We start from the raw sequence: 19,132 nt of genomic DNA on the forward strand, positions 1-19,132 counted from the left end.
CATCCACCTTCAGATTGACCACGATCGAGTGCCGCCGATGAACATCCTGATCGCCGACGACGACCCCATGCAGCGCGAGCTGCTGCAAGGCTTCCTCGAACGGCAGGGCCACCGTGTCCTTTGTGCCGCCGACGGTGAGCAAGCCGTCGCGATCGTGCGTGCCGAGCCGGTGCAGCTGGTCCTGCTGGACCAACGCATGCCGAAGCTCAGCGGCGATCTGGCGCTGGCTGAAATGAAGGCGCTGAATCCGCTGATTCGCGCCTTCATGATCACCGGCTACGGCGCGGTCGATACCGCCGTGAGCGTCATGAAGCTCGGGGCCGACGAGTTCCTCGAAAAGCCGCTGGACCTGCCGAGCCTGCTCGAAAAGATCCAACGCGTCGAGATTGTGCTGGCGGTCGATGAAGAGGTCGCCGCGGTGGAGGATGCGCTCGAGGAGAATCCCGGTTTGCCGCTTCGCTTGATCGGCAAGAGTCCCGCGATGCTGGAGGTTTTGTCCGTCGTTCACCGGGTGTCGAGCAGCCCGTGGAACGTCCTGATCGGCGGCGAAACCGGGACCGGAAAGGAGATGATCGCGCGGCTGATCCATCTCTTGGGCACACGACGGGACGCACCCTTCATCGAGGTCAACTGCGCAGCCATCCCCGAGAACCTCTTCGAGAGCGAGCTGTTCGGCCACGAAAAAGGCGCCTTCACCGGCGCGGCGAAACAGCGCCGCGGGCGTTTCGAGCTGGCGCACGGCGGCACCCTCTTCCTCGACGAGGTCGGCGAGCTGCCCCTGATCCTGCAATCGAAACTGCTGAGGGCGCTGCAGGAGGGACGCTTCACCCGGGTCGGCGGCGAGAGCGATCTGACCGCCGATGTGCGTATCATCACCGCGTCGAACCGCGATCTGCGCATCATGGTCGAGGACGGGCGGTTCCGCGAGGATCTCTTCTTTCGTCTCAACGTGCTGGAGATCGACCTGCCGCCCTTGCGCCAGCGGCGCGAAGACATCCCGGCGCTGATCGAGCATTTCCTCGCGCGCTACGCGGATCGTCCCGTGCGCCTGTCGCACGAGGCCATGGATGTCCTCGTCAAGTACGCCTATCCGGGCAACGTGCGCGAACTCGAGCATATCGTTCAGCGCACCCTGACCTTGACGCGAGGAGGTCTGATCAAACCGGCCGATCTGCCGCCCGAGGTCCGACGTGCCGAGATGATCGACCACGGCCTGCTGCAGGAGCGCATCGAGGCCGTGGAGCGCGAAATGCTGGTGTCCGCCTTGGAGCGGACGGCCTGGATACAGACCCGGGCCGCCGAGATGCTCGGGATCAGTGAACGGGTACTGCGTTACAAGATGGGAAAATACGGGATCCGACGACGCGAGGTTTGAGCGCGGATTGCACCGACGGACCGTCTCGGGGGATCGGCCGCGGCACTCCGGTCGAGCCGCTTCGCGTCGGGAAACGGCTCGCTTCCGGATATTGACCGGTTGTAGCCCTCAGTTGCGTTTCTTGCTCGATCCGCCACGCTCCACCGGACTGTCGAGGATGACATCGACGATCGCCGGGTCAAGATGCTGCGCCTCGTAGACGACCCCGGCACGCTCGATCTCGGCAACGAAGGCACGCAGATGGTTGCGCGAGCCACGCATCAGGTTCTCGTAGGCATTTTGCAGATCGGCGTTGTCGGTCTCCTCGATCGCCAGCTGTAGATCCTCGATGTCTACCTCTTCGATCAAGGCGCCGACCTGCAGAGCCTCGGCATAGGATGCCCGGCCGCGATCCACCAGGTCGTCGTACAGGGTTTGCAGGTTTTGGTCGGAGAACCATCCGGGGATATCCAATTCGGCCGGATCGGGCAGACCGTATTTGTCGAGCAACTGCAACAGGGTGTCCATATGCTGCTGCTCGGACGCGGCAATGTTCACGAAGATGACGGCGTCCCACAGATCGTTCATGTCGAGATAGACGTCGCGCGCAAGCTTCTCCTCCTCGCGCATGAAGCTCAGGGTCGCCGCCTCGTTCGCATCGATCTGCGGCAGAGCGCCGACCCCGGGTCCCTTCCCGGGTCCGCCGTTCCCGGCGAGAACAGGCAGGGTCATGGATGCGCCGAGCAATGTCGCCATCACGAGGGTTCTGTAAGATTTCATTCGAATGCTCCGTTTGAGTGCGGGTCTGCATTGGATCCCGCACATAACGAAGGCAAAAGCTGCACCACTCGCAATAATGCTTCGACATCATGGCTTTGGGCTATTTCGCCGCCGACAGCGGGCGACAATGACCGTTCGGCTCGACACTATTGTCGAGTGGAACCTCGGCGCGCCGCGGCGGATAGGTCGCGATCGGAGCCATGTTCCGTCCACTTCTCATCATCCCGTTGATCGGCCTACTGCTGACCGGTGCCGGCAGTGCCGCGACGACGACACTCGCCGAGGCGGTCGGCGCCGCGCTGACGCTTGCCGGGCAAACGCCGCGGGTGACCGCCACCCGGCGGGAGGCGGATGCGATCCGCACGCAGGCGGGGAGTCTGGTCGCGCAAGATCCGCAGGCCGAGACTTAACTCTTGCGCTGCCGGCACGACATTGAACGGAGCCCGGTTCGGGCGGCCATGGTCGCCGCCCCGGCGACATTATCGCTGGCAGATTCCGGTGATAGTTTACTCATTTTGGATTCTGCAACCCCCCGGTAAGATTAAGTAAACCGTTAACGGAATTCCGTCTGTGCGCGGTCGGACGGGTGCCGCGCCTGCTCGGCTAGGGCGTGACAGGATAGGCGTCATTTCGAGGGCAGGATCCGCCGCAACGCGCGGATTCTCTGCCAGATCTGCGCTTTGGGCAGGTTGATCGCCATGGCCAGCATGCAGCGCTCCAGCCATCCGTCGCGGTTCTGCATCCGGTCAATCGCCTTTTCGAGGTCCTACAGGATGGATCCCCCGTAGGCTTGCTCCGCCTTCGCGACCGCTTCTCGCAGTAAGCACCGCGGTGGGCTCATCATTGCCAAATCGATCAGGTCGCGGCTGAAGGCGGCATCGTTGGCCCAGTCATCGGAGTTGGCCAGCAGCTTGCCGGTGACCATGTCCAGCGCAGTCAAGGTTGCAATGCCGCAGATCGCGTCGCTCGGGGTCGGCGCGGCCAACTCCACGCGCCCTTCCAAGACGATCTCGAATTTGAGCGGCTCCTCGCCCACCAGCAGCGCTGTCCTGATGCCGTATTGATCGGCCCGCAACGCTCGCGCTTCCTTCAAAGGTATCGCGTCTCGACGAACAATCGCTGCGATGCCGCGAGGCCCGGTGAGCAATTGGCGCAAGGTGCGATAGCCGGCGAGATCCGAGACCATGAAATCGATGTCGACAGACTCGCGATACTCTCCGTAACGCAGCGCGATCAGGGTGCCTCCGCCGAACAGGCACTTGTTCTCTCTCAACAGGGGTCCGTCGAGCGCGGACAACACCTGCGCGACGCTTTGGTGATGTGGCCGCTCAAACAAGACTGTGCGTCTCCCCGAGCGCGCGGCGTAGCGCATCGATCAGTTCGCGCTCGCGTGGCTCCAAGGCGTCGAGGTCCAAATGGCACCGGTTGCGCTCGTAGATCCCCAGTGCCTCGACAGGCGTCAAAGCGTCCGTTCCATGAATCTGCCAAGCCAAGCGCTTGAGTTGCGGATAGTCCTGGAGCCGAATGCGAACCGGAATCCAGCCTGGCTTCGCGTGGTCACCGACGGCGTCGGCCGGTTGATCCGGCGCGAGGATGCCGAAATCCAGGCCCAATGCCACGATGGCATTCAGATAGGCACCGATCGTGACTGCAGGCTCGCCTTTTTCGATCCGATGCAGCGTGACCCGCGACATACCGGCAGCCTCGGCAGCCTCCGTAGCATTCACCCCGAGCGCTTTGCGGCGCACACGAATCTGCTCGCCGAGCACCTTGAGCTTAGCGGTTGCGGCAGAGCTGGTCACGGGAGATCGAGCGGGCATAGTGTTTCCCATTCTAGGCAAAGAGAAACTACTGTCGAAAATGAGAAACGCTTTGATGAGCCGGAGAGCTTGCGAGTCCGCACATAGTCGAGCATCGTCTTGCTCCCCGGCAGGTGTTGTACCCGCCGCTTCGAGGAATTCCCGTACGGACCGCACGGCCCCACGCTTCGTCTGTGGACTCGGGTGCGGGCGGTGAAACACCGCGCGGACACCCTTGAGGGCCACCCGCTCTCGGCTTCCGGCACCCTCGCCAACCTCGGCGCCAAGCGCCTGGAACAGTGCCTCGATCTCGCTCCATCGGATGTCCGCGGGAACGGGGTCCGTGAAGATCGTGGAATCGGGTCAGTCGCCGGCTCATCCCACGACGATAGCAGATCTCCATTTCGCATCTAAACCCCGTCTTTCTCAAGCGCACTCCGGGATTCAGCACCGATTCAGTTTGACCCCCTAGTCTCTCCCTCGTGTCCACCTCACGCAGGTCGCGATCGGAGCCATGTCTCGTCCCCTTCTCATCATCCCGTTGATCGGTCTGCTGCTGACCGGTGCCGGCAGTGCCGCAGCGACGACCCTCGCCGAGGCGGTCGGCGCCGCGCTGGCGCTCGCAGAGCAGACGCCGCGGGTGACCGCCGCTCGGCGGGAGGCGGATGCGATCCGCACGCAGGCGGGAAGTCTCGTCGCGCAAGATCCCGCGCTGCGGGTGAAATATCTATCCGATGAACTGACCGAGGGCGGCGGGGCCAACGAATGGGAGGCGATGGTCGATCTGCCGCTCTGGCTGCCGGGTCAGCGCGGTGCCCGGCGGGAGGTGGCCGGTGCGATCGACAGCCAAGCCGGAACGCTCGACCGTCTGCTGCGGTGGGAGATGGCCGGGAGGGTTCGACAGGCCGCCTGGGAGGCCGCCTTTGCCCAGGGACGGTTGCGTCAGGCCGAGATCGCCTTGGATGCGTCGCGGACCCTGGAGGCAACGGTCGCCAAACGCACGGATGCCGGGGAGCTTGCGCGGGTCGACCTCTTGCTGGCCCGGCAGGAAACACTCGGCCGCGAGGTGGATCTGCAGTCCGCCCAGGTCGAGGCCCGACGTGCGCATGACGCCTATCGGCACCTGACCGGCGCCGACCGCCTGCCCGAGCCCCTCACCGAATCCCCGCTGCCGACATCCGACACAGCCCCCGTGCTGCCGCCGAACCATCCGCTGCTGGCCGACAGCGACGGTGCCTTGGCCCGTGCGCGTGCCGATCGCAAGCAGGTCGAGACGGACCGTCGCGGCCATCCGACCCTGAGCCTTGGCGGCAAGCGCGCTCAGGAGCTGCGCGGCGAGGACGCCCTGGATGCATTGCAGATCGAGGTCAGCATGCCCTTCGGTCTGGCCAGCCAATCCGCGCCTGCCCTGGCGTCGGCCGAACGCGCCTACACCGAGCGGCTCACCGAGCTGCATCGCATCCGTCTGGAAGCCGAGCAGGCCCTGGCCAGCGCCGACATCGAGCGTCTCGGCGCGGCCGAGGCCCTCTCCGTTGCCGAGCGCCGTCACGCGCTCGCGCAGGACGCGTTGCGTCTGATGCACCGCGCCTTCGATCTCGGCGAGACCGATCTCGCCGAGCTGCTGCGTGCCGAGGAGCGCGCTCGCGAGGCGAGCATGGATCTGGAGCTGCGCCGCCTGGAGCAGGGCCGCGCCCTGGCCCGGCTCAATCAAGCCTTAGGAGTGATCCCGGAATGAAGCCGACCCTCTTTTTGCTCCTCGCCATGCTGGCGCCGGGCAGCACCGTCTACGCCGCGAGCCTGATCGCCGTGGATGCCGACCAGCAGAGCGCGTTCGGCATCACGTTGACCGCCCCGCTCCCGGCCGCAGAGACCCTGACCCGGCGTTACCCGGCCGAGGTGGCGGTGCCGAACCGGCAGATGCGGGTGGTGGCGGCGCCGCAGAGCGGCGTGTTGGAGAGTCTTCTGGTCGCCGAGGGCGAGCGGGTCGAAGTCGGCCAAGTCCTGGCCGAGCTGCGCAGTCCCGAGCTGGTGGACGCCCAGAGTCAGTATCTGGAGTCATTGACGCGGCTCGAGCTGATCGAGACCGAGCTGGCCCGCGACCGGACCCTGTTCCGCGAAGGCGTGATCGCAGAGCGGCGTCTGCTGGAGAGCCAGTCCAAGCAGCGCGAGCTGACGACGATGGTCGAGCAGCGTCTTCAGTTGCTGGAGCTGGCCGGTTTCGGCAGCGAGGACATCATGACGCTCGCGCGCACCCGACGGCTGACCAGTCGGCTGCCGGTACGCGCGCCGATCGGCGGCGTGGTGCTCGAGCAAATGGTCAGCACGGGTCAGTCGGTCGCGACCGCCGCCCCGCTCTACCGGGTGGCCGAGCTCAATCCCTTGTGGCTCGAGATCCATGTTCCCGTGGAACGCATCGTCGGGGTGCAGGAAGGCGGGCGCGTCCTCCTGCCCCGCGAGGACACCGCCGGGACCATCGTGACCATCGGGCGGATGGTCCATGGTCAGGACCAAGGCGTGCTGGTGCGCGCCGAGATCACCGAGGGGACCGAGCGTCTGCGTCCGGGTCAGTTCGTCGAGGTCCAATTGAGCGCGGAGGCCCAAGGCGAGAGTTGGCGCGTCCCGCTGGAGTCCGTGGTACGCCATGCGGGTAACGCCTATGTGTTCGTGAATCGGGACGGCGGCTTTGAAGCGCTCCCGGTGCGGGTGCTCGCCGAGGAGGAAGGCAGTGCCGTGGTCGCAGGCGGCCTGAGCACGGCCGACCGCCTCGCGGTCACCGGTGTCGTCGCCGTCAAGGCGGCCTGGCTCGGGGGCGCCGAATAATGCTCGCCCGTCTGATCCAGTTCGCGCTGACCCAGCGGCTTCTGATGCTGCTGGCCATGATGGCGCTCATCGGCGGCGGCTGGCTGGCCTTCAAAGCCACCCCGATCGATGCCTTCCCGGATGTCTCCACCACCCAGGTGAAGATCATCGTGAAGGCGCCGGGGATGACGCCCGAGGAGGTGGAGACGCGCATCACCAATCGGATCGAGCTGGAGATGCTCGGCATCCCGAACCAGACGATGCTGCGCTCCATCGCCAAGTATGCCCTGACCGACATCACCCTGGATTTCGCCGAGGGCACGGATATCTTTTGGGCGCGTCAGCAGGTCGCCGAGCGGCTCGGCGCCATCTGGGGCGACTTGCCCAACGGCGTGGAAGGCGGGCTCGCGCCCATGACCACGCCGCTCGGGGAGATGTTCATGTTCAGCATCGAGGGCGGCGATCTCACCCTGGAAGCGCGTCGCGATCTGCTCGACTGGACTATCCGCCCGGCCCTGCGCGCCGTGCCCGGCGTGGCCGATGTGAATGCACTCGGCGGCCTGGTCACGAGCTTCGAGGTGGTTCCGGACAATGCCCGCATGGCCGCACGTGGGATCAGACTGGCGGATCTGACGGCCGCGATCACGGCGAACAACCGCAACGACGGCGCCGGGAGACTGAGCGCCGGCGAGGAGGTGCTGCTGGTGCGCAGCCAAGGGGCAATCAAGACGCTGGAGGATCTCGGCGCCATCGTGGTCGGGGGCGATGCCCGCCAACCGGTGCGGATCGCCGATATCGCCGAGGTGCGTTTCGGGGCCCTGACCCGCTACGGCGCGGTCACGCGCAACGGTACCGGGGAGGCGGTCGAGGGTCTGGTGCTGGCCCTGCGCGGTGCCAATGCGCGCGAGGTCGTGCGCGGCATCCATGCCAAGCTCGACGAGCTGGCGCCGGCGCTGCCGGAGGGCGTGAGCATCGATGTCTTCTACGATCGCGGTGTCCTGGTCGACAAGGCGGTGCACACGGTCACCAAGGCGCTGATCGAGGCAACGGTGCTGGTCCTGATCCTCCTGGTACTCTTCCTGGGCGATCTGCGCGCTGCCCTGACGGTCGCCTTGATCCTGCCGCTGTCGGCCCTGGCGACCTTCATCCTGATGCGGCAGTTCGGGCTGTCGGCCAATCTCATGTCGCTGGGCGGCCTGGCCATCGCCATCGGCATGTTGGTGGACGCGGCCGTGGTGGTGGTCGAAAACCTGGTGACGCAGCTCAATCGGGGCAGCGCGGGCGGACGCCTGCCGCGTCTGCACATCCTCTATCGGGCCACCCGCGAGGTGGCGTTGCCGGTCTCCTCCGGGATCCTGGTCATCATCATCGTCTTCCTGCCCTTGCTGACGCTGCAGGGACTGGAGGGCAAGCTCTTCATGCCGGTGGCGCTGACCATCGTCTTTGCGCTCGCCAGCTCCCTGCTGCTCTCGCTGACGGTCATCCCGGTCCTGGCCTCCTACCTGTTGGGCAAGGGCGCGGGGCATGGTGAGGCCGAGCACGCCGAACCCTGGCTGGTGCGCATCCTGACCCGGATCTATGTCCCGGTGCTCGACTGGAGCCTGCGCCATCAATGGGTTCTGCTGGGTGGCGCGCTGGCCCTGTTGATCGCAGCGGGCGCACTTTACACCCAGGTCGGCAAGTCCTTCATGCCGACCATGGACGAGGGCGATCTGATCGTCCAGTTGGAGAAGCTGCCTTCGATCAACCTGGCCGAGTCCATCGCCATCGATCAACGGGTCCAGGCGGCGATCCTTGCCGAGGTGCCCGAGGTGGAGTCGATCATCGCGCGCACGGGATCGGACGAGCTCGGTCTCGACCCCATGGGGCTGAATCAGACCGACAGCTTCCTGGTGCTCAAGCCGCACGAGACCTGGCGCTTCACGACCAAAGACGAGCTGATGGACGCGATCCGCGCTGTGCTGGACCGTTTCCCCGGCATGGATTACGCCTTTACCCAGCCGATCGAGATGCGCGTCTCCGAGATGCTGACCGGGGTGCGCGGCGATCTTGCGGTGAAGATCTTCGGCCCGGACTCGGACACGCTCAACGGGCTTGCCGAGCGGATCGTCGGTGTGCTGGAAGGCATATCCGGCTCACAGGATGTCTACACCCCGCGCAACGACGGCGCCCAATACCTGAATCTGGTGGTCGACCGTCTCGAGGCCGGGCGACTCGGGGTCGACGCGGACGCCTTGGCCGATCTGCTGCGGGCCCAGGTCGAGGGGCTCACCGTCGGGACGCTGGATGTCGAAGGCAAACGCCGCCCGCTCCTGGTGCGCGGTCCCGAGGCGCTGCGCGAGTCGCCCGCACGCTTCGCCGGGCTCCAAGTCTCCTTGCCAGACGGGCGCGCCGTGCCTCTGAACAACCTGGTGCACATGGAGCGTATGGAGGGACCGGTGGCGATCGGGCGCGAGCGCGGCAGCCGCATGGCGGTCGCCATCGCGAACGTCGACGGGCGTGACCTGGTGGGCTTCGTCGACGAGGCGCGTGCGGCGGTCGCCGAGCAGGTGGAGCTGCCGCCCGGCTATCGGCTCGAATGGGGCGGCGAGTTCGAGAACCAGCAGCGCGCTGCGGCCCGCCTGGCCTTGGTGGTGCCGGTGGCGCTTGTGCTGATCTTCCTGGTGCTCTTCTCGGCCTTCGGCTCGGTGAAACAGGCCGCGCTGGTCCTGTCGAACGTGCCCTTCGCCATGATCGGCGGCGTCTTCGCGCTGGCCCTCACCGGCGAATATCTCTCGGTGCCGGCCTCGGTCGGCTTCATCGCCCTGCTCGGCATCGCGGTGCTCAACGGCGTGGTGATGGTCACCTATTTCAACCAGCTGCGTGCACTCGGCCGGCCCATGGAGGAGGTGGTCGTCGAAGGTGCGCGGCGGCGCCTGCGCCCGGTGCTCATGACCGCGAGCATCGCGGCCTTCGGCCTAGTGCCGCTGCTTTTCGCGACCGGACCCGGATCCGAGATCCAGCGCCCGCTGGCGATCGTCGTCATCGGCGGGTTGGTCTCGGCGACCCTGCTCACACTCATCCTGTTGCCGATCCTCTACCGACGTTTCGGCGCGGAGCGGATCTAATCGTTCGAGGGCGACGCCCGACAACAGGGACTCATGACCCTTAGGAGGACAGCAACCATGTTGAAGCCAACCTTAAACGCACTCGCGGCCCTGTTCCTGATGACCGCAGCCGTCATCCCGAGCCATGCGGCCGATCTGAAGCTGCTCATCGACGAGACGACATCGGTGATCCCGACCGACGTCACGTACCGACTCTCGCCCGAAGGACTCGAGGTGAAGGGCTGGGTCGCGAAGCGCCAACCCCACTCCGGGCGAATACTCGGCCATGTCGAGATCCGGCTGCTCGACGAGAACGGCTCGTTGCTCGCGCAGAAAGACACCTCGATGGTCCGTTATTCACCGACGCGATCCAATCCGCAAAAGGCGAGCTTCAGCACGCTGGTGCCCGACGTGCCGTCCGGGACCGCAGCAATCGAGGTGGCCCATCGGGTCGGCAAGATCACGGCCGAACACTGATCGCCGTCAGGCGCATCAATGCCATGCCATCCCAGCCCCGATCCGAGACCGACACATGCCGCACCAACTACTTCATCTAATTGTCCCCCTACAGGCGGAAGACGCTCTCGTCGAGTGGCTTTTGGAGCGCGAGGACATCCCGGGCTTCACCAGCAGCGCGGTCGCCGGACACGGCTCCTCAGAACGGTCCATGACCACCGCCGAGCAGGTCGCCGGGCGCAGTCGCCGAGTGATGTTCATGCTGCTGCTCCCGGAGGAGACTGCTCAAGGGGTGCTCGCTGGCTTGGGTGAGGACTTCGGCGGCAGCGGTATTCATTTCTGGTTGGTACCCGCCATCGCACAAGGTCGCCTAGCTTGAGCCTCGTGCGGGTCTGCCTACAGCGTTTCTGCCCGGCGCCGGAAGCTCGCAAAACGCGGCAGGCCGTTCGTCGTGCGCCCGTGATACTTGAAGTTGACGAGACTGCCGACGGGTGGTGGATCCTCGCGCTCGGCATCGCTGAAGCCGGTGCCGAGCCGAAAGCGGGTGCCGTCCGCCTCCTCGACCAGCAGCGAGCCCAACCGGCCCTCGTGTCTGCCTCGACCCGGGAGATGCGCAATCACCCGGGCATCGGCCTCCAGGTAGGGCTTGACCTTGAGCAGATCGGCCGAGCGTCCGATGCGGTAGGCCGCATCGCGTCGATGCAGCATCAAGCCCTCGCCCCCCGCGGCAACCACCTGGTTCAAGGCGGCCATCAAGGCGTCATGATCCGCGACGCGGTTTTGCGCGACCAGACCGATATAGGGGCTCGGTGTGGCCGCGATCAGCGCGCGCAGCGCGTTCAGGCGCGTCTCGAACCCCCCCGGATGGTCGGGCAGGTCGAACACCATATAGCGGACACGACGCCATGCGTCCTCATCCGGCTCCAATCGTCGTACCGTGCCCGACAGGACAGCAAAGGTCCCGCGTCCCATCCAGAGCTCTCCGTCGAGCGCAACCGCGGGAAAACCGCTGGTGAACCAGACGGGCGCCTTGACCGGGAGGCCGCCGCGCGTGATGAGACGGCGGCCGTTCCAGTAGCCGCGCACGCCGTCGAGTTTCTCGCTGACCAGGTAATCGCCGAGATCGAGGCCCGGACGATAGACCTCGGCCAACGCCAGATCGGGCAATGCCTCTGCCGTTGTCGAGGAGAGGCCCGCCGAGTCGAGGCTCGATGCGGGGACACCAGCGACAGCTCCCGACACTTCGTCGGGTACGCCGGCATAGCCGCGCGGCACGACCGACACAAGCAGCAGCAGCGAGAGGCCGAAGCGAAGACGCGTCCCATGCGGCATCGATCACATCCCGATTATTTTCGATGCGTCTACTTTAGCGTTAGACTTGCTTCACGCAAGTGATTTGTACACAGATCGAATCGAGAAGGGCGCTGGCGCCGCCGATGCAACCCGGCGGTCGCTCGCGGATGCGGCCGTGATCGATCGCCGTTGTTCGGATACATCCGTCGGCACGGCTCGCCATCAGGGTCCCACGAAACCTCGACCGACAACACCAAGCCTAAATCCGATTGTTTTACTCAATACTATAAATCCACCTGGCGGCGTTCTTTCCTGTCTCGACATCGGCTAGTGTGACGTAATTGTTGCGCCGCACAAAAAATCGTCCCGAACAGGTCGGAACGATCTGCCCCGGCGCTTGGCTTAACCGCCGCACGTCAGGAACACACCACCATGACTGCTTCTACCCATTATGACGTCTTGATCGTCGGGGCCGGTGTCACAGGGACCGCACTCCTTTACCAACTGGCGAAATACACCGACCTGAACCGCCTTTGCCTGGTCGAAAAATACGACAGCATCGCCACGGTCAACTCGCACGCGCACAACAACAGCCAAACCATTCACTGCGGCGACATCGAGACCAACTATACGCTCGAAAAGGCGCGCGCCATCAAGCGTACCGCCTACATGGTGATCAATTACGCGACCAAGCTCGCGCCCCGGGATCGCGATCGGATCGTCCACCGGATGCCCAAGATGGTGCTGGGCGTGGGCGAGACCGAATGTCGCTACATCCGCGACCGCTACGAGCGCTTCAAGGGGCTCTACCCGCGGATGGAGCTGCTCGAGCGCAAGGACATCGCCGACATCGAGCCCAACGTCGCCCTGGTGGACGGCGCGTGGCGCAAGGAGGAGATCGTCGCTACGGGCACACGGGATGATTATTGCGCCGTCGACTTCCAGGCCCTGGCCCAATCCTTCTCGGCCGATTGCGTGCGGCTGGACCGACAAACCTCCAAGCAGATCACCCAGTTGTTCTCGACCAAGGTCGATAAGATCCGCCGCGACGGCCAGGATTACGTCTTGGAGACCAACCGGGGTCTGTTGAAGGCGCGGGCACTCGTGGTCTGCGCGGGCGGACACTCGCTCTTGATGGCGCAGGAGATGGGGCTGGGCTTGGAATACTCCTGCATGCCGGTCGCCGGATCCTTCTATTTCGCCCCCGAGGCACTGAACGGCAAGGTCTACACCGTCCAGAATCCAAGCCTGCCGTTCGCCGCGGTCCACGGCGACCACGACATCAAGGAAACCGGCAAGACCCGCTTCGGGCCGACCGCTTTCATGCTGCCGATGCTCGAGCGCTACAACCGCGACAGCATTCCGGAGTTCTTCAAGGTCCTGAGGTTCGATCGGCAGGTTGCCGCAGCCTTCTGGGCCATGCTCAAAGAGCGCGATATCCGCCACTATATCCTGCGTAACCTTCTCTACGAGGTACCGGGACTGAACCGCCATCTCTTCGTGCGCGAGATCCGCAAGATCGTCCCCTCCATCAAGGCGGCCGACATCACCTATGCCGAACGCTTCGGCGGGCTGCGACCCCAGTTGATCGACAAGACGTCCGGCAAGCTGCGCATGGGCGAGGCCAAGATCACCAACGACGCCGGTCTTATCTTCAACATGACCCCGTCGCCCGGCGGGACGAGTTGTCTGGGCAGCGGAGAGGCCGATATGCGCTCGATCGCGGCCTATTTAGGCGCCCGAATCGACGAGCAATCCTTGGCGCGCGAGCTTCTGATGGGGTACGAGGATACGCGCGGGCAGGGTGACGCGACTGCAGAGGTGGACGCGGAATCCGAGGCCATGCCGCTAGCCGAGGCGGTCTAAAATGAATCGCGTCCTTGCAGGCGTATGTTGGGCTGGAGGCCGTTTCGGCGTCCGTGTCACCAACAACGTCCGAGGGGACGCGATTCAGAGGTGAAAAACGAGGAAGGGTTTGGAAGCGGATCGGTCACTGGGTCGGTGAGCTCGAGCGGAGCCATAGACGCACTTTCGAAAAAATATCCTAAACCGCGTCTCAACCAAGGTCATGGGCTCGCGCAACCGCAAGCCCAATCCAAAAACGTCCTTTATCGCACCGGACGCGGTTTAGCGGTGGTAGGGCCGACTAAGCTCGTGCACCGCCGCAACCATCGCCCCCGCATGCTCCGGATTCACGTCCGGCGTGATCCCGTGCCCGAGATTGAAGACATGGCCCGGACCCTTGCCGTAGCTGGCGAGTACACGCGCGACCTCTTCGCGGATCCGCTCGGGTGAGGCGTAGAGCGCACAGGGATCGAGATTGCCCTGCAGCGAGACGCGGTCGCCGGTGAGGATGCGCGCGTCGGCCAGATCCGTCGTCCAGTCCACGCCGAGTCCGTCGCAACCGGTGTCGGCCATGTGATTGAGCCACTGACCGCCGTTCTTGGTGAAGAGGATCACCGGGACGGCGCGTCCCTCCGCCTCGCGGTTCAAACCCTCGACCACCCGCTGCATATAGGCCAGGGAGAACTCGCGATAGTTGGCCGGCGCCAGCGCACCGCCCCAGGTATCGAAGATCATGGTCGCCTGCGCGCCGCGGGCGATCTGGGCGTTCAGATAGGCGATCACGGCATCCGCGGTCTTGGCCAACAGGGCGTGGAGCAGGTCCGGGCGGTCGAACATCATCCCCTTCACATGCGAGAAATTCTTGGCGCCGCCGCCCTCGACCATGTAGGTCGCCAGGGTCCAGGGGCTGCCCGAGAAGCCGATCAACGGCACGCGTCCGGCGAGCTCGCGTCGAATCGTCGACACGGCATCCATCACGTAGCGCAGCTCGTCCTCCGGATCCGGCACGGCGATCCGATCGACATCGGCCTGCGTGCGCACCGGCCGCTCGAAATGCGGCCCCTCCCCTTCCGCGAAATACAGACCCAGCCCCATCGCGTCCGGGACCGTCAGGATGTCCGAGAAGAGGATTGCGGCATCCAACGGAAAACGCTCCAACGGCTGCAGCGTGACCTCGCAGGCCAGCTCCGGGTTCTTGCACAGATCCATGAAGCTGCCGGCCTTCGCGCGCGTCGCACGGTACTCGGGCAGATAGCGGCCTGCTTGGCGCATCATCCAAACCGGCGTGTATTCAACGGGTTCGCGCATCACTGCACGGAGGAAGGTGTCATTGATGAGTGGCGTCATGAAGCAGGACCTGGGCAGTCGAGGAAGAAGGAGTCTCGGTGGTTCGGGCGCCCATTCTACTACGGGTTTCGCTCATGACGAGGTTGCTAAGGACGCAGGTGCCGAAGTTCGCCGTTCCGGTGCGAGCACTCAGTCGCACGCAGGCCGAACAGCGACGGCTCGTGGGGGGAGGACCAAGGATCGGACGACTGTATAAGTCTGTTCACGACAGGGTCTAGAAGTCTGTGGATAAGGTGTGTTCACCTTGACGGCCTCTTTTTGCACACCGGTTATGCACAGGTTGAGCGACCATCGGGAAACAGCCAGGAATCGACTCAAGCAGTTGACTTTGATTATTTTTTAGGCACGGCGGAGTTATCCACAACGCTTATTAAGATTACTGTCTTTTTATTTAAATTATTTTAAATAAGGATCCGTCCGGGAAACCGGCTGATCCCGCTCGCATAGCTCCGATGATCATCTAATAGACTGAATTAAAATGTTTTTTGCCGAATCCCTGCGTCCGGTCTCGCCCTTCCCCGCTTGGCGCCAGCCGACAAGAACACATGTCATGCCTGAGCTGGTTGGGTAGAATCCAGGCGATGGATGTCTCCGCCCTTCTCGATCCCCTCAACGACGCTCAGCGCGCGGCCGTCGCCGCTGAGTCCGGTAACCTTCTCGTGCTCGCCGGCGCCGGATCCGGCAAGACCCGCGTCCTGGTCCATCGCATCGCCTGGCTGGTCCAGGTGCAGCAGGTGCCCTCCTACGCCGTGCTGGCGGTTACCTTCACCAACAAGGCGGCACGCGAGATGCGGGGTCGAATCGAGACCATGCTCGGCGTGCCGATCGGCGGGATGTGGGTCGGCACCTTTCATGGGCTCGCGCATCGTTTTCTGCGCGCCCATTGGCAGGACGCAGCGCTCCCGCAGCAGTTCCAGATCCTGGATTCGGACGACCAGTTCCGCCTGATCAAGAGGATCCTTAAGGCGATGCAGCTCGACGAGGCACGCTGGCCGCCCCGTCAGGTGCAGGGCTTCATCAACAAGCAGAAGGACGAGGGTCTGCGGCCGAACCACCTGGACGGCGGCGGCGATTTCTTCACCGACAAGATGATCGCGGTCTATCGTCAGTACGAGGAGGAGCGCGCGCGCTCGGGCCTGCTCGACTTCGCCGATTTGCTGCTCAAGACCCTGGAGCTGCTGCGCGAGCGTCCGGATATCCTGGGGCACTACCAGCGGCGCTTCGCGCACATCCTGGTCGACGAGTTTCAGGACACCAACGCCATCCAGTACGCCTGGCTGCGCCTCTTGGCCGGGGCGAACGACAATCTCTTCGCAGTCGGCGACGACGATCAGTCGATCTACGGCTGGCGAGGCGCAAAGGTCGAGAATATCCAATCCTTTCAGCGTGATTATCCCAACACGCAAGTGATCCGCCTGGAGCAGAACTACCGTTCGAGCGGCAACATCCTGGCCGCGGCCAACGCGCTGATCGCCCACAACCCGACGCGTCTCGGCAAGAACCTCTGGACCCAAGACGGCGAGGGCGAGCCGATCCGCCGCTACACGGCCTTCAACGAGGTCGACGAGGCGCGTTTCGTCGTGGAGCGGATCCGCCGCTTCACCCAGACCGAGGGTCATCGGCGCGATGAGTGCGCCATCCTCTATCGCACCACGGCCCAATCACGTCTCTTCGAAGAGGCGTTGATCCAGGCCCAGATCCCCTATCGGGTTTACGGCGGGCTGCGGTTCTTCGAGCGCGCGGAGATTCGCGATGCGCTCGCCTATCTGCGCCTGGTCGCCAACCCGGACGACGATGCCGCCTTCGAGCGTGTGGTCAACACACCCAACCGGGGCATCGGCGCCCGTACCCTGGATCTGTTGCGCCAGCAGGCGCGCGAGACACGTGTCTCGCTCTGGCAGGCGGCGGCCGATCTGACCGGGACCTCGGTCCTGGGCCCGAGAGGCGGTGCCGCGCTGCTCGGCTTCATCGATCTGGTCAGGGATCAACGGCGTGCGCGGGAGAGTCTGGCGTTGCATGAGCTGGTGACTGCCCTGATCGAAGCGGCCGGCTTGCCTGATTTCTACAAGAAGAACAAGGACGGCAAGGGCCAGGACCGGGTGGAGAACCTGGAGCAGTTGGTCGACACGGCCGCGCGCTTCGAGGAAGAGCTGCACGAGGAAGAGACCGATGCGCTTGCGGTCTTTCTCGCACACGCGGCACTGGAGGCGGGCGATACCCAAGCCGACGGTTTCGAGGACAGCGTTCAGCTCATGACCCTGCACAGCGCCAAGGGTCTGGAGTTTCCGGTCGTCTTTCTGGTCGGGCTGGAAGAGGGGCTTTTCCCGCACAGTCTGTCGGCCGAGGATCCGAGCCGGCTCGAAGAGGAGCGCCGACTCTGCTATGTCGGCATGACACGCGCGATGCGCGAGCTCTATGTGACCCACGCGGAAAGTCGTCGGCTCTATGGACGGGAAGAGGCCCCCATGCCGTCTCGGTTCTTGCGCGAGGTCCCGCCTGGCTTGGTCGAGGAGGTCCGGGCGCGCAGCTCAACCCACCGCACTACAGCAAGCTCCGCTCCGAGTCCGAGCTTGGCGTCGATGTCGAGCGGCGATGCCGGCCTCTTCAGGCTCGGCCAACGCGTCGTCCACCCGAAGTTCGGCGAGGGCGTGGTCCTGAACAGCGAGGGTCGCGGATCCGCGGCCCGGATTCAGGTCAATTTTCAGAAGGCGGGAGCCAAGTGGTTGGTCCTGGCTTATGCTCGGCTCGAGCCAGCGGGTTGACGCACTGTGCTCGGGCTCGACGACGGATCATCCGACCACTGCTGTGACACGCGCTCGAATTGTTCTACATTGATCCCCTAAACCGCGTCCAGAGCGACATGCGTATTTTTCATTGTACTTTTAGCTTCGGAGATATCCTTGATCCCAGTGAGACGCGGTTTAGAATTTAAGATTTTTAATACTTTAAACCGCGCCGGCTCCGACAGTCGTCGGAGCCGGCGCGGCCAAGCCATCCAACAAATTACGCATACCGCACCGGGCGCGGTTTGAATCCTAAACCGCGTCTCGCCGACACCCTTGGTCTGCGCCGAGACAGCGATGATCCCGAGACGACGCATCTCACTCCGGACGCGGCTTAGCCGCGACCCTCAACCCGACGACGGCACTCCGCAACCATGTCCGAACCCAGCTTCGAAGACCTCCTCAAGCAATTCGACCAGACCCATCCGCAGTCCGGCGCCGGGGAGGCGGCCGTCGGCGATAAGGTGCGCGGTGTGTTGGTGTCGATCGGCGAGGAGTTCGCCTTCGTCGATCTGGGCGGTAAATCGGAAGGCCGCATCGAGGTCTCGGTGCTCAAGGATGCCGAAGGCAATCTCAAGTCCGCTGTCGGCGACACCATCGAGACGCATGTCACGGGCAAGGACGAGGATTCCGGGATGCTGTTGCTCGGCAGTCAGCACGGACACCGCTATCACGGTATCGAGGAGGTGGAGGGCGCCTACCGGCAAGGTCTGCCCGTGCAAGGTCAAGTCAGTGCGGCGGTCAAAGGCGGGGTCGAAGTGCAGGTCGCAGGGGTGCGTGCCTTCTGCCCGGCCTCTCAGGTCGACATCCGCTTTATCGACGACCTCTCCGAGCTGGTCGGGCAACGGCTCGATTTCCGCATCACCAAATTCGAAGGCGGTCGACGTCCGAATCTCGTCCTGTCGCGCAAGGTCCTGCTCGAAGAGGAGCAGCGTCAGCGTGCCGAGGAGACGCGGGCGCAACTGCACGAAGGCGCGGTACTGTCCGGGGTCGTCAGCTCGCTGAAGGACTACGGGGCGTTCGTGGATATCGGCGGTCTCGAGGGCATGATCCACATCAGTCAACTGGCCTTCGGTCATGTGAAGCATCCGAGCGAGATCCTCAGCGTCGGGCAGCCGGTTGAGGTCTCGGTCCTGCGGATCGAGCCGCCGACCGGTCCGAAGAGCCGGGAGAAGATCGCGCTCTCGATTCGCGCACTCGCCCGCGATCCGTGGCAGGAGGCCGCGAGCAACTTCCCCGTCGGTCAACGCGTGAGCGGCACGGTGAGTCGGCTGCAACCCTTCGGGGCCTTCATCGAGCTCGCCCCGGGGATCGACGGGCTGGTGCATATCAGCGAGCTCGGCGCCGGACGACGCGTGAACCATCCGAGCGAGGTGCTGAACGTCGGCGACCCTGTCGAGGCAACCGTCCTGGGAGTCGATTCGGAGCGGCGTCGGATCAGCCTGTCGCTCGACGAGACCAAGGGGATCGATCCCGGAGCGCAGACGCCTGCCGTCATGCCCGGCACCCCTGCTGCCGAGGCCCCGGAGAAGACCATGGGCAGCTTTGGTGCGCTTCTTCAGGAGTCTTTGAAGAAAGGCCAATCCTAAG

The 19,132-nt window shown here is 64.5% G+C and carries 15 protein-coding genes and 1 pseudogene; 10 read left to right on the top strand and 6 right to left on the bottom strand.

The features are described from left to right. Window positions 1–37: 37 nt before the first annotated feature. The gene (locus BLV04_RS15585; protein WP_093034097.1) at window positions 38–1,375 is read left to right on the top strand and encodes a sigma-54-dependent transcriptional regulator; all 1,338 of its coding nucleotides are present in this window, start codon (window positions 38–40) and stop codon (window positions 1,373–1,375) included. A 108-nt stretch (window positions 1,376–1,483) separates the two neighbouring features. On the opposite strand, the gene BLV04_RS15590 is transcribed toward BLV04_RS15585, so the two are convergent. Then, a complete protein-coding gene (locus BLV04_RS15590; protein ID WP_093034100.1) occupies window positions 1,484–2,134 on the bottom strand; it encodes a DUF2202 domain-containing protein in 651 nt (216 codons plus the stop codon). A 200-nt stretch (window positions 2,135–2,334) separates the two neighbouring features. On the opposite strand from BLV04_RS15590, the gene BLV04_RS15595 reads away from it, so the two are divergent. Next, window positions 2,335–2,544: a hypothetical protein gene (locus BLV04_RS15595; RefSeq protein ID WP_093034103.1), complete on the top strand. Its 210-nt coding sequence runs from the start codon at window positions 2,335–2,337 to the stop codon at window positions 2,542–2,544. Between the two features lie 356 nt (window positions 2,545–2,900). Here BLV04_RS15595 and BLV04_RS15600 read toward each other — a convergent pair whose 3' ends face one another. The 3 genes and pseudogenes from BLV04_RS15600 to BLV04_RS25910 all read right to left on the bottom strand — a co-directional run. Continuing rightward, window positions 2,901–3,470 carry a nucleotidyl transferase AbiEii/AbiGii toxin family protein gene (locus BLV04_RS15600; RefSeq protein ID WP_217633710.1) on the bottom strand — a complete coding sequence of 190 codons (570 nt, stop codon included), beginning with the start codon at window positions 3,468–3,470 and terminating at the stop codon, window positions 2,901–2,903. Next, window positions 3,463–3,936, bottom strand: coding sequence for a helix-turn-helix domain-containing protein (locus BLV04_RS15605; protein WP_217633711.1), 474 nt, complete (start codon window positions 3,934–3,936; stop codon window positions 3,463–3,465). Before BLV04_RS15605 ends, BLV04_RS15600 begins: the two co-directional genes overlap by 8 nt. Before the next feature lie 150 nt (window positions 3,937–4,086). Then, a pseudogene (locus tag BLV04_RS25910) lies at window positions 4,087–4,284 on the bottom strand (type II toxin-antitoxin system HicA family toxin); the annotation flags it as partial. A 163-nt stretch (window positions 4,285–4,447) separates the two neighbouring features. Here BLV04_RS25910 and BLV04_RS15615 point away from each other — a divergent pair. From BLV04_RS15615 to BLV04_RS15635, 5 genes are read left to right on the top strand one after another with little or no spacing between them, the layout of a single operon-like run. After that, a complete protein-coding gene (locus tag BLV04_RS15615; RefSeq protein WP_093034106.1) occupies window positions 4,448–5,668 on the top strand; it encodes a TolC family protein in 1,221 nt (406 codons plus the stop codon). Then, window positions 5,665–6,753 (top strand): efflux RND transporter periplasmic adaptor subunit, encoded by a 1,089-nt coding sequence (locus BLV04_RS15620; RefSeq protein WP_093034109.1) that lies wholly within the window; start codon window positions 5,665–5,667, stop codon window positions 6,751–6,753. The genes BLV04_RS15615 and BLV04_RS15620 overlap by 4 nt, the downstream gene beginning before the upstream one ends. Beyond that, on the top strand, window positions 6,753–9,839 hold the full coding sequence (locus tag BLV04_RS15625) for an efflux RND transporter permease subunit (RefSeq protein ID WP_093034114.1): 3,087 nt from the start codon (window positions 6,753–6,755) through the stop codon (window positions 9,837–9,839). The genes BLV04_RS15620 and BLV04_RS15625 overlap by 1 nt, the downstream gene beginning before the upstream one ends. Before the next feature lie 57 nt (window positions 9,840–9,896). After that, window positions 9,897–10,295, top strand: a complete 399-nt coding sequence (locus tag BLV04_RS15630) for a hypothetical protein (RefSeq protein WP_093034119.1) — start codon at window positions 9,897–9,899, stop codon at window positions 10,293–10,295. A 55-nt stretch (window positions 10,296–10,350) separates the two neighbouring features. Further along, window positions 10,351–10,653: a DUF3240 family protein gene (locus BLV04_RS15635; RefSeq protein ID WP_093034122.1), complete on the top strand. Its 303-nt coding sequence runs from the start codon at window positions 10,351–10,353 to the stop codon at window positions 10,651–10,653. Between the two features lie 17 nt (window positions 10,654–10,670). On the opposite strand, the gene BLV04_RS15640 is transcribed toward BLV04_RS15635, so the two are convergent. Continuing rightward, a complete protein-coding gene (locus BLV04_RS15640; protein WP_093034125.1) occupies window positions 10,671–11,606 on the bottom strand; it encodes a DNA ligase in 936 nt (311 codons plus the stop codon). 393 nt (window positions 11,607–11,999) lie between these two features. Here BLV04_RS15640 and BLV04_RS15645 point away from each other — a divergent pair, with 393 nt between their 5' ends. After that, the gene (locus tag BLV04_RS15645; RefSeq protein WP_093034128.1) at window positions 12,000–13,433 is read left to right on the top strand and encodes an FAD-dependent oxidoreductase; all 1,434 of its coding nucleotides are present in this window, start codon (window positions 12,000–12,002) and stop codon (window positions 13,431–13,433) included. Window positions 13,434–13,694: 261 nt separating this feature from the next. On the opposite strand, the gene hemE is transcribed toward BLV04_RS15645, so the two are convergent. After that, window positions 13,695–14,759, bottom strand: a complete 1,065-nt coding sequence (gene hemE / locus BLV04_RS15650) for a uroporphyrinogen decarboxylase (RefSeq protein WP_093034131.1) — start codon at window positions 14,757–14,759, stop codon at window positions 13,695–13,697. Between the two features lie 581 nt (window positions 14,760–15,340). Here hemE and uvrD point away from each other — a divergent pair. Together uvrD and BLV04_RS15660 are read left to right on the top strand one after the other, a co-directional pair. Beyond that, window positions 15,341–17,521 (top strand): DNA helicase II, encoded by a 2,181-nt coding sequence (uvrD, locus tag BLV04_RS15655; RefSeq protein WP_093034135.1) that lies wholly within the window; start codon window positions 15,341–15,343, stop codon window positions 17,519–17,521. A gap of 395 nt (window positions 17,522–17,916) precedes the next feature. Then, window positions 17,917–19,131: a 30S ribosomal protein S1 gene (locus BLV04_RS15660; protein ID WP_093034138.1), complete on the top strand. Its 1,215-nt coding sequence runs from the start codon at window positions 17,917–17,919 to the stop codon at window positions 19,129–19,131. Window position 19,132 lies beyond the last annotated feature (1 nt).

It is taken from the genome of Thiocapsa roseopersicina (assembly GCF_900106925.1).
Classification (GTDB): Bacteria; Pseudomonadota; Gammaproteobacteria; order Chromatiales; family Chromatiaceae; genus Thiocapsa; species Thiocapsa roseopersicina.